Source organism: Comamonas squillarum (assembly GCF_025309455.1).
GTDB classification, from domain to species: Bacteria; Pseudomonadota; Gammaproteobacteria; order Burkholderiales; family Burkholderiaceae_C; genus Comamonas; species Comamonas squillarum.
In genome coordinates this window covers 2,544,145-2,557,096 of the sequence record NZ_CP104377.1, presented here as the reverse complement: position 1 = coordinate 2,557,096, position 12,952 = coordinate 2,544,145, and the positions used below count along the sequence as shown (strand labels likewise).

Sequence of the window (12,952 nt, the reverse complement as noted above, 5' to 3'; positions counted from 1 at the left end):
AGCACCCCCCGCGACGGGGCGGCGCGCCTGGGCTTGTCGCCTGCCATTGTTAGGGTCTATGCATTCGCGGGCCGTTCAGAGCGGCTGCGGGCCCGGTCCACCGGCGCGGTGTCAAGGTGCGTCAGCAAGGGGAGCTGCGCGCTGTGCGGGTAGGCCAGTTCTGAGCCCTTCATTTTCTCGCCGTCATTAGTGATCTGCGCATCTGCAAAAGTGATTGATTTAATCGATCAAAAATGACAGTTTGCAATAATTGACAATGTTTCCGAAGTTGAAACACACTCGGTAATTCCAAGCTGCTATAAACCCGATCTATCTATTTTTAGTCACAGTTTGTTTCGGTTGTCGAGGGGCATCGGTGTAAAACCCGCAGGCAATTGCAAGAAAACTATGAGAAAAAGCGTTGCCGACGCGGGCCTGGCGACGCTCATAAGAGGCTGGGGGTTGTCGGTTATGTCGGTGTTTGGGATATGCGTTACGCAGGCGTGCGCCTGCCTGTCTGCTTTTCGTTTGTTACGTACGCGCGCCGCCATGCTGGTGGCATTGCTGCTTCTACCTGTCAGCGTTTGGGCGCAGATGTGTGCGGCACCGGGCAATGATGGTGCGGGTGCTGCCACCGGGATTGTGAATGATTACTTTCCTGGCGCTGCAGCATCGACGCTGGCAGCGGGCAGCACCAGTCTGACCATCGGCACGCAGAGAGCGGGCGCTGCAGGCAAAACCCTGGCCGCCAATGACCTGTTGCTGGTGATCCAGATGCAGGACGCCAGCATCAATGCAGTCAATTCCAGCGCCTACGGCAACAGTGGCAGTGGCGGTCAGGGCTCGACCAGTGTCGGCAGCTCCGGTCTTTATGAGTTTGTGAAGGTGGTGTCGGTCTCGGGCTCGACCGTGACGTTTTCCCCTGCGTTGACCAATACCTACCGTAATGCAGTGGCGACGACGACCTCTGGGCAAAAAACCTACCAGGTTGTGCGGGTGCCCCAGTACACCAGCGCCTCGGTAAGTGGCGTGACGGCCCCCGCCTGGAACGGCGCCACCGGTGGCGTCGTGGCCATCGATGCGCGCGATACCTTGACCCTCAATGGGGCCACGGTGGAAAGCCAGGCCAACCGTGCGATTTTCCTGGCCGGCAAAGGCTTTCGGGGTGCAGTGGGCAGCAATGGCTCGGTCCAGGGCTCACGAGAGGATTGGATGGGAACCTATGCCACTGCAGGTGGCGGCGGCGGCAAGGGAGAGGGCATTGCCGGGACCCCTCGCTATATGGCCAACAAGGTCACGAACTATGGATCCAAGACGGTCAATGCGGTAGCGGCGAACGGCATCACGTCGGTAGACAACAGCGTAGAAGGCTACCCAGGTGGATCGCGTGCACGCGGCGCGCCGGGCAACGCGGGCGGTGGTGGTGCTGATGGCGCGCCTTCGGGCACCAACAACGGCCAGTTCAATTCGGGCGGCGGCGGCGGGGGCAACTATGCCGCTGGTGGTGTCGGTGGCCGGCCCTGGAACTACCCGCTGGTTGACAGCGGAGGCCGCGGCGGCGGCGGCTATGTAGGCACCACTGCTTTCAACCGCATCTTCCTGGGCGGTGGTGGCGGTGCAGGTGGCACCAATGATGGAACCGCCGACAACACGGCCTACAGCAACAACGGCATTGCCTGCTCGGATACGGGCGGCCGCTGCTCCTCCGGCGCCTCTGGCGGCGGCATTGTTATTTTGCGTGCGCAAAATCTCGCCGGTACCGGCGTGATCGATGTGCGCGGCGCCAATGGCTACAACGTGCAAAACGATGCGGCGGGCGGGGGCGGTGCAGGTGGCTCGGTGGTGATCCACACGCTCGAGGGTGGCTCTGCGGTGATCGACGCCAGCGGTGGTGATGGCGGCAACGCCTGGGCCGGCAACCAGACCAATGCGGGCAACCGCCATGGCCCTGGTGGCGGGGGCGGTGGGGGCTTTATCGCTTTTTCTCCGTCCAGCATGGTGGTTACCACCACCATCAACGGCGGCACACCGGGCTACACCACCAACGGCACCACCGACAACTATGGCGCCTTTGGCAACCAGGGCGGCATTGCCTCGTTCCAATCACCCAGTGCCCCTGGCACCATGCCTGGTGCTGCCTGCGCGATCGACCTGCGCCTGACCAAGAGCAATGGCGCCAATATCGTGAATGCTGGTGGGTCAACGACTTACACGCTGACCGCCAGCAATGTAGGCGCGTCTCCCTCCAGCGGTACGATCACTGTGGTGGACAAGCTGCCGCAGGGCGTGACGATTCCTGCGGGCGCCGTACCATTGACGGGCGCCAACGCCGCCAACTGGAGCTGTTCTGGCGCGGCAGGAGGCGGGGTGATCACCTGTACCAGTTCCACCGCCATCGCGGCAGGCGGCAGCAGTGTATTTGGTGTGACGGTCAATGTTGGCCTGCAGACAGCGACGGGTACCATCGCCACCAACCGGGCAAAAATCGGTGGTGGCGGTGACCCGCTCAATCGCAGTGCGCCGACCGAAACTGCGGTGGACGCCTGCACCGGCAATCAGTCCCCGGCAGGCTGTGCCGTTGACGTGGATGCGGTGAACTCGCCGTTGCTCAGCCTCACCAATAGCGATAACACCGATGTGGTGCTGGCCGGCGGGACGACCACCTATGCGTTGACCGTCAGCAACGTCGGCAATGCGCCCACGGCGGGCACAATCACCGTGGTGGATGTGCTGCCTACGGGCATGACCTATACCGGTGCAACGAGCTTCACCAGCGGCGGCTTTAGCTGTACCTACACCTCGGGCACCACAAGCTTCAGCTGTACCCGCTCCACACCGATTGCAGCCGGGGACAACGCCGCTATCTCGCTGCCGGTCTCGATTGCCAGTACCGCGCCCAGCGCCTTGGTCAACCTCGCCCGCGTTGGCGGTGGCAGTGATTCCAGCAAACCCAATGCGCCCACGGTGGCCACTACGCAAACCTGCTCTCCGGCGATGGCTTCTGAAATCGCCACGGGCTGCGCGGCAGATACCGATTCGGTCAAGCGTGTGCAGCTGAGCCTGACCAAGGACGATGGCCGCTTTGGCATCTATGTGGGTGGCACGACCACCTATGCTTTCCGGGTCAGCAACACCGGTGACGCCAACTCTGTAGGCACCATCAGCTTCCGCGATGTGCTGCCCACGCCGATGAACTGGCCTGCTGCACTCACCAAGACCGGCCCCAATGCCGCAGACTGGACCTGCACCCGGTTCAGCAACACGGAAGTCAGCTGTACCTCGACCACCACGATTGCGGCGGGCGGCGTGAGCCAGTTCAGCCTGCTGGCCAATGCGGGCGCGATGACCAGCGGCGACCAGTACATGAACAAGGCGCGCATGGGCGGCGGCGGAGACGCCACGCTGGCTACGACCTCGCCCACGACCGCGCAGGTCAATGCCTGTACCAACAACAGCATTCCAGCCGGTTGCGCCATCGATCTGAACACGGCGCAAACACCGCCGACGCTGCGGCTGACCAAGGCCCACGCCAATCCGCAGAGCAAGGCGCCTGGCGATACGGTGGCCTTTACGCTGACGGTCGCCAACTCCGCGACCGCCGAGGCCTTGGCCAATACCGTGCGCGTGGTCGATGTGTTCCCCGCGGGGCTCAGCAATTTCACCGTGAACGCCACCCAGGGTATCTTTACCTGTGCGATGGGCTCGGGCGCTGACAGCAATGTGCTGACCTGCAACAACACTGGCGGCGCATTGGCCGCCAGCACCAGCGCCACCATCGCCGTGACTGCCACGGTCTCGGCGACCACCAGCACCACCTTGGTCAACAAGGCGCAGGTGGGTACCGACAACACCGACCCCACCACCAGCAGCTATCCCACCAGCACGACGGCGGCCGCCTGTACCGCGCTCAATACGCCGACCGTCGGTTGCGCCACAGACTCGATCCCGGTGGTGCCATCGGCCACCTTGACGGTGGTTGCCAACGTGGCAAGCCGTGCCGCCAGTACCGACCAGTTCACCGTGGCCATCAGCAACGGCCCCACTGCGACGACCTCGGGCACGGCCACCGGCGCAAGCACCGCTGCCTTCGCGGCAACGCCGGGCACCAGCTATGCACTGAGCGAAACGGCTGCCGGCACGGCCAACCTGGCGCGCTACACCACCACCTACGCCTGTACCAATGCCACCGCAGGCGGCACCTCGGTGGCGCCGGGCACCGGCACCACCGTGAATGTGACCCCGCAGGCGGGCGATGCCATCACCTGTACGTTCAGCAATACCCCGATCGCGCCGCGCCTGACCCTGGTCAAGAGCATTGCCTCGCGCGCACTGTCCTCGGACCAGTTCACGATCGCCATCAGCAATGGTGGCCCCACGGCATCGACCACCGGCACGGCAACCTCGGCCAGCACCACGACCTACACGGCCACCGCCGGCACCAGCTACACACTGAATGAAGTGGCAGCCGCTGGCGCCAACTTGACGCGCTACAACAGCAGCTACAGCTGTACCAACACGGGCGTTGCCGGCACCACCATGCCTGCGGGCACGGGCACCAGCTTCAACCTGACCCCTCAGGCGGGCGACAACATCAGCTGTACCTTCAGCAACAGCGCCATTGCGCCCAAGCTGACGGTCAGCACCGTCGTGGCGGGCCGCATTCTCGGCACCGACCAGTTCACCGTAGGCATCAACAACGGTGGCCCTAGCGCCACCACCAGCGGCACACAAACCACGGCGTCGGCAGGCCCGGCCACCGCGACGGCTGGCACCAGCTACCTGCTGACCGAAACTGCCGCCGGCACGCCTGCGGCCAACCTGGCCCGTTACACCACCACCTACAGCTGTACCAATGCGACGGCGGGCGGCACCAGCGTGTCCTCGGGTGCAGGCACCTCCATCACCGTTGTGCCCCAAGCCGGTGATGACATCAGCTGTACCTTTACCAATACGCCGATCTACCCCAAGCTCAGCGTGACCAAGGCCGCATCGCCGACCAGCTTTGTCGTGGGTGCCAGCGGCCAGAGCTACCGCATCACCATTGGTGTGTCCAATGGGCCCACCACCGCCGCGATCAGCATTGCCGACAGCCTGCCCGCTGGCGTGACCTTGTCAGGCGCGCCCAGCGTGAGTGGTGCCGCGACCTTGAGCGGTTGCAGCAGCAGTGGCAGCAGCATTGGTGCTTGCCAACTGGCCAGCGGCCTGGCCGATGGCAGCTATGTGCTGACCATTCCCGTGTCGGTGGCATCATCGGCCACCAGCGCTGGCGCTGCCAACACCGCCAATCTGGGCGGTGGCGGTGATCCCAGCTGTACGGCTGCAGCGACCACGGAGACCTGCGACCCCACCACCGGTGCGGTTGCCGTCAAGACCACGGCCAATGTCAGCCTGGCCAAAACCGGCGCAGCCACTGCCGTGTCTGGCAACAGCTATGTCTATACGCTGGCGCTGAGCAATAGCGGCCAGACCGCCACGGCCTCCAACCTGGTGGTGCGCGACCAGCTCGCCACCGGCATGGTGGCCACGGCCGTTACCGGTGCCAACTGCGGCACCTTGCCCAGTGCGGCAGGTGCCTTGCTGACCTGTACCGTCAGCGATCCGATCGCTGCGGATGGCGGCTCTGCCAGCATCCAACTGACGGTGACCATGCCCAATGGCGGTGGCAATGTCGTCAACTATGCGGCGACCCATCCATCGGGCAGCGGCAATCCCGGTGTGGACCCTGGCCCGGCCTGTACCAATGCGGCCAATGTGGTGTGCGCCAGCGCGACGGCCGCCGTCAGCACTCCCGCCAATGTCAGCCTGAGCAAGACGGGCGCAGCCACGGCGCTGACTGGCTCCAGCTATGTCTACACGCTGACCCTGAGCAACAGTGGCCAACTGGCCACCGGCAGCAACCTGATCGTCAAGGACAAGCTGCCTGCAGGCGTGGTGGCCACTGCCGTGACTGGCGCCAGCTGCGGCGCGCTCCCCAGCAGTGCCGCTGCCTTGCTGACCTGTACCGTTGCCAGCCCGCTGGCAGCCGGTGCATCGGCCAGCATCGAGCTGACCGTCACCTTGCCAAGTAGCGGTGGTACCGTCGTCAACAACGCTGCTACCAATCCCACGGGCTCGGGCGCTCCGGGCGTGGACCCCAGTCTCACCTGCGTGAACAGCAGCACGACTGCTTGCGCAAGCCACAGTCTGTCAGTCAACACACCGGCGAGCCTGGCCGCCACCAATGTCTTGACCGCCGTGAACGGCAGCCCCGTACCAGCGGGATACCTGGCCAAGCCCGGGGATGTGCTGACCTATACCGTCAGCGTAACCAACAGTGGCGGCACGGCAGGTAGCACCGATGTGGGCCAGACCGTGCCCGCAGGCACGACCTACACAGGTACCGGCCAAGGCTGGGGTGCAGGTTGCACGGCAGCGGGCACGCAGTGCGCACAAACCGTGGCAGTGGGTGCGAACCAGACCAGCACTGTGACGTATACCGTCACCGTTGCCAGCCCAGGCAGCACCGCGACCATTGTGGATACCGTCACCAGCTCGGTGGGCAGCTGTACGACTTGCCAAGTCACCACTGACACGCAGCATGCAGACATGCAGGCCACCGTGACGGTGACGCCAGGCGCGACCAGCACGACCGGTGTGGAACTGATCTACACCAGCATCTGCAAGAACAACGGCCCGCAAACGGCACTGAACGCCGCTTGCACGGTGACCGCACCCGCTGGTGCCGTGACGACCTGTACGCCAACCAGCCCGGCCGCCGCCTTGGCATCGGGCGACAGCATCAGCTGTACCACCAAGCTCACACCGAGCGTGGTGGGTGACTATGCCGTGAGCGTTGCTACCAGCAACACCCTGTACGACGCCGTGACGAGCAACAATGCCGCCACCGCGACGGTCAAGGTCAACACGCCAGCGGCTCTGCGCATCGTCAAGACCTTGGCGCAGGTCAATGGCGCGGCAGTCCCGGCCAACTATGCCGCCAAGATTGGCGACACGCTGACCTATGCGATGGTCGTCACCAACACGGGCGGCACTGCGGGCACGGCGGTTCTGACCGAAACCGTGCCAGAAGGCACCAAGTTTGTGGGAGGTAGTGCTCCTGATGTAACTCAAGGCTGGAGCCAGACACCACAGGCTTGTGTGGCGGCAGCTAGCACCTGCACGCAAAGCGTGACGGTGCCAGCACAAAGCGCCGAAGGTGTGGCTGGTGAGCAGACCGCGCAGTTCACCGTAGAGGTCGTTGCACCGGCTACGACGAACGGCAAGATCACCAACACCGTGAGCAGCGACATTGCTGCAGCTTGTGCCTCCGGTACTTGCTCGGTTGAAACCGCCAATGCGGTTGCTGACATGCAAGCTCAGATCACCAACATCCCAGCTTCGGCAGTAGTCGTGGGTCAAAGCGTCACCATCACTGGCCTATGCACCAACAATGGCCCAGCGAATGCGGTCAACGCCAGCTGCGCCATGGTGATCAGCAATGGTGGCTCCACTATCAACGCGACTTGCGACGCAGCCAAGACCTTGGCAGTGAGCGAGACGCTGAGCTGCTCGGCCACCTTCACGGCAGCCCAAGGCGACATTAGTGCGACCATCAACGCAGCAACGCAAAGCTACGAAAGCAATATCACCAACAACACGGACACCAAGTCCACAGTGGGCAATACGCCAGCGAGCCTGGCGACCACCAATGTGCTGACCTTGGTCAATGGCAGCCCCGTGCCAGCTGGCTACCTAGCCAAGCCCGGTGATGTGCTGACCTACACCGTGACGGTGGTGAACAGCGGCGGCACTGCTGGCAGCACCGACGTGGGCCAGACCGTACCCGCAGGCACGACCTACACAGGCGCCGGCCAAGGCTGGGGCGCAGGTTGCACGGCAGCGGGCACGCAGTGCGCGCAAACAGTGGCAGTCGGTGCTGGCCAGACCACCACCCTGCAGTACACGGTGACCGTTGCCAGCCCAGGAAGCACAGCCACTATCGTTGATACGGTTACCAGCTCGGTAGGTACCTGCACGACTTGCCAAGTCACCACTGACACGCAGCATGCAGATATGCAGGCCACCGTGACGGTGACGCCAGGCGCGACCAGCACGACCGGTGTTGAGCTGACATACACCAGCATCTGCAAGAACAATGGCCCACAAACGGCCTTGAACGCAGCCTGTGTGGTGACCGCTTCTGCCGGTGCAGTGACGACTTGCACGCCTACGACGCCAGCAGGAACGCTGACATCGGGTGACAGCATCACCTGCACCACCAAGCTTACGCCTAGTGCAGCCGGTGACTATGCGGTGAGCGTAGCTACCAGCAATACCTTGTATGACGCCTCGGCAGGTAACAACACAGCTACGACTACCGTCAAGGTGAACACACCTGCAGATCTGCATATCGTCAAGACCTTGGCGCAAGTGAACGGCGCTGCTGTGCCTGCCAACTATGCCGCCAAGATCGGTGACACGCTGACCTACGCCATCTTGGTCACCAACACCGGCGGCACTGCGGGAACCACGGTCCTGACCGAGACCGTGCCAGAAGGCACCAAGTTTGTGGGCGGTGGAGCTTCGAATCCTGAACAAGGCTGGAGCCAGGCGCCACAGGCTTGCGCGGCAGCAGCCAGCACCTGCACGCAGAGCGTGACGGTGCCAGCACAGAGCACAGCGACTCCTGCTGTGCCTGGTGAGCAAACGCTTGAGTTCACGGTGGAAGTGATAGCGCCTGCGACCAGCAACGGCAAGATCACCAACACGGTTGTGAGCGACATTACAGCTGCTTGCGCAGGCAACACCTGCGCGGTGGAGACCGCCAACGCCGTCGCCGACATGCAAGCTCAGATCACCAACATCCCATCCTCGGCAGTAGTCGTGGGTCAAAGCGTCACCATCGCTGGCCTATGCACCAACAATGGCCCAGCGAATGCGGTCAACGCCAGCTGCGCCATGGTGATCAGCAATGGTGGCTCCACTATCAACGCGACTTGCGACGCAGCCAAGACCTTGGCAGTGAGCGAGACGCTGAGCTGCTCGGCCACCTTCACGGCAGCCCAAGGCGACATTAGTGCGACCATCAACGCAGCAACGCAAAGCTACGAAAGCAATATCACCAACAACACGGACACCAAGTCCACAGTGGGCAATACGCCAGCGAGCCTGGCGACCACCAATGTGCTGACCTTGGTCAATGGCAGCCCCGTGCCAGCTGGCTACCTAGCCAAGCCCGGTGATGTGCTGACCTACACCGTGACGGTGGTGAACAGCGGCGGCACTGCTGGCAGCACCGACGTGGGCCAGACCGTACCCGCAGGCACGACCTACACAGGCGCCGGCCAAGGCTGGGGCGCAGGTTGCACGGCAGCGGGCACGCAGTGCGCGCAAACAGTGGCAGTCGGTGCTGGCCAGACCACCACCCTGCAGTACACGGTGACCGTTGCCAGCCCAGGAAGCACAGCCACTATCGTTGATACGGTTACCAGCTCGGTAGGTACCTGCACGACTTGCCAAGTCACCACTGACACGCAGCATGCAGATATGCAGGCCACCGTGACGGTGACGCCAGGCGCGACCAGCACGACCGGTGTTGAGCTGACATACACCAGCATCTGCAAGAACAATGGCCCACAAACGGCCTTGAACGCAGCCTGTGTGGTGACCGCTTCTGCCGGTGCAGTGACGACTTGCACGCCTACGACGCCAGCAGGAACGCTGACATCGGGTGACAGCATCACCTGCACCACCAAGCTTACGCCTAGTGCAGCCGGTGACTATGCGGTGAGCGTAGCTACCAGCAATACCTTGTATGACGCCTCGGCAGGTAACAACACAGCTACGACTACCGTCAAGGTGAACACACCTGCAGATCTGCATATCGTCAAGACCTTGGCGCAAGTGAACGGCGCTGCTGTGCCTGCCAACTATGCCGCCAAGATCGGTGACACGCTGACCTACGCCATCTTGGTCACCAACACCGGCGGCACTGCGGGAACCACGGTCCTGACCGAGACCGTGCCAGAAGGCACCAAGTTTGTGGGCGGTGGAGCTTCGAATCCTGAACAAGGCTGGAGCCAGGCGCCACAGGCTTGCGCGGCAGCAGCCAGCACCTGCACGCAGAGCGTGACGGTGCCAGCACAGAGCACAGCGACTCCTGCTGTGCCTGGTGAGCAAACGCTTGAGTTCACGGTGGAAGTGATAGCGCCTGCGACCAGCAACGGCAAGATCACCAACACGGTTGTGAGCGACATTACAGCTGCTTGCGCAGGCAACACCTGCGCGGTGGAGACCGCCAACGCCGTCGCGGACATGCAAGCGCAGATCACCAACATCCCAGCCTCGGCTGTGGTGGTGGGTCAAAGCGTGACCATTACCGGCCTGTGCACCAACAATGGCCCGGCCAATGCGGTCAACGCCAGCTGCGCGATGACCGTGAACAACGGCGGGACCAGCATTGCTGCGACCTGTGGTGCGAATGCGAATCTGGCAATGAACGAGAGCGTCAGCTGTACGGCTACTTTCACCGCAGCCCAAGGCGACATCAGTGCGACCATCAACGCAGCAACGCAAAGCTATGAAAGCAACACGGCCAACAACATGGACACCAAGTCGACGGTGGGTAACACCGCAGCCAGCCTGGTGACCACCAATGTGTTGACCGCCGTGAACGGCGCAGCAGTGCCGGCCGGTTATCTGGTCAAGCCCGGTGATGTTTTGACCTACACCGTGACGGTGGTGAACAGCGGCGGCACGGCCGCCAGCACCGATGTCGGCCAGACCGTGCCAGCAGGTACCACCTACACCGGCACGGGTGAGGGTTGGAGTGCAGGTTGTGCTGCGGCTTCCAGCACCTGCAGCCAGACGGTGGCAGTGGGCGCGGGCCAAACGAGCACCGTTACCTACACTGTCACCGTGGCCGGCCCTGGCAGCACGGCGAGCATCGTTGACACGGCTACCAGCAGTGTCGGCAGCTGCAGCAGCTGCCAGGTGACCACCGGCACGCAGCATGCAGACATGCAGGCCACCGTGACCGTGACGCCGGGCACGACCAGCACGACCGGTGTTGAACTGATCTACACCAGCATCTGCAAGAACAATGGCCCGCAAACGGCCTTGAACGCGGCTTGCGTGGTGACTGCTCCTGCCAGTGCAGTGACGACTTGCACACCAACGACGCCAGCCGCAACGCTGGCATCGGGCGACAGCATCACCTGCACCACCAAGCTCACGCCAAGCGCGGCCAGTGACTATGCGGTCAGCGTGTCCACCAGCAATGACTTGTACGATGGCGCACCGGGCAACAACACGGCGACGAGGACCGTCAAGGTCAACACGCCGGCGGAGCTGAACATCGCCAAGACCCTGGCGCAAGTCAACGGTGCGGCAGTCCCCGCCAACTACGCAGCCAAGATCGGCGACACGCTGACCTACCACCTGCGGGTGACCAATGCGGGCGGTACTGCCAGCACCATGGAGCTGACCGAGACTGTGCCAGAAGGCACCAAGTTTGTCGGCGGCGGTGCGTCCAACCCCGACCAGGGCTGGAGCCCGGCTCCACAGGCTTGCGATGCAGCGGCCAGCACCTGCACGCAAAGCCTGACGGTGCCCGCGCAAAGCGCAGAAGGTGTGGCCGGTGAGGAGACCGTTGCGTTCACGGTGGAGGTGCTTGTGCCTGCGACCAGTAGCGGCAAGATCATCAATACGGTGACCAGCGATGTGCCAGCCGCTTGCGCGGCCGGTGGCTGCTCAGCAGAGACGGCCAATGCTGTGGCGGACATGCAAGCGCAGATCACGACGATCCCGTCTGGCGCCGTGGTGGTGGGTCAAAGCATCACCATCACTGGCCAGTGCACCAACAATGGACCGGTGGAGGCCCTCAATGCAAGCTGCGTGATGACCGTGAACAATGGTGGCGCGAGCATTGCCGCAATCTGCGATGCCAACACCAACCTGGCGGTAGGCGGAAGTCTCAGCTGCACGGCGACCTTTGCTGCGGCAGAGGGTGCGATCAGCGCCAGCATGACGGCAGCAACGCAAAGCTACGAAAGCGACACCGCCAACAACAGCGATGCCAAGGCCGTCAACGGCAACACACCATCGGCAGTGACGGTGACGAATGTGCTGGTGAAGGTCAACGATGCGCCCGTGCCTGCAGGCTATGTGATCAAGCCCGGTGACAAGCTGACCTACCAGGTGCAGGTCAGCAACACGGGCGGCACGCCTGGCTCGACGGTGTTGACGGAGACGGTGCCTGCGGGTACCCGCTATGTCGGCGCGGACGAAGGCTGGACGGCGGGTTGCGTGGCCGCAGGTAGCAGCTGCACGCAGCCAGCGACGGTGCCGGGCGGCAGCCCACAAGCGCCGGGCACGGTGGCCTTTGAGTACACGGTGCGCGTGGACGACGCGGTGACCAGCTCCAATGTGGTCAACACCGTAGGCAGCAGTGCAGCGGGCAGCTGCAGCGCCGCCTGCTCGGTCAGTACGCCGACGCAAGCTGCCGATATGCAAGTGAGCATGCCTGCAACCATCGATGCGAAGGTGGGTGTGGAGTTCACGCTGACTTCCATCTGCCGCAATGCAGGGTCAGCCACGGCGACCAATGCACGTTGTGACGTCAGCGGCGCGCCTGCCGGTGCGGTGACTGTCTGCACGCCGACCCAGCCGGTGGCGGCACTGGCAGTGGGTGAGTCGATCTCCTGTACCACCAAGTTCACGCCGACCTCGACCGCTGCTATCACCATCACGACCCGCGCCAGCAGCGATGTGTTTGATCCTTCGGCCGCCAATAGCGAGGCCTCCGCGTCGGCGGTGTTTATCAACACCCCGCCAACGGATGTCAAGCGGGTGCCTGTGAATGCGGCATGGGCCATGGCCTTGATGGCGCTGCTGCTGATGCTGTTGGCGGGCAAGGCCCTGCCACAGCGCCAGGGCCGTCGTCCCCAGGACTGACCGTTCTGAGCGTTAGCCTCTCCGGCCCGGTTGCATGGCT

1 protein-coding gene is annotated in these 12,952 nt (G+C 63.4%); it reads left to right on the top strand.

Annotated features, from left to right (window positions below; all coding sequences use genetic code 11):
- The first annotated feature begins 621 nt into the window (after window positions 1-621).
- Complete coding sequence (locus N4T19_RS11845) at window positions 622-12,912, top strand: beta strand repeat-containing protein (protein ID WP_260720253.1); 12,291 nt, start codon at window positions 622-624, stop codon at window positions 12,910-12,912.
- The last annotated feature ends 40 nt before the right edge of the window (window positions 12,913-12,952 follow it).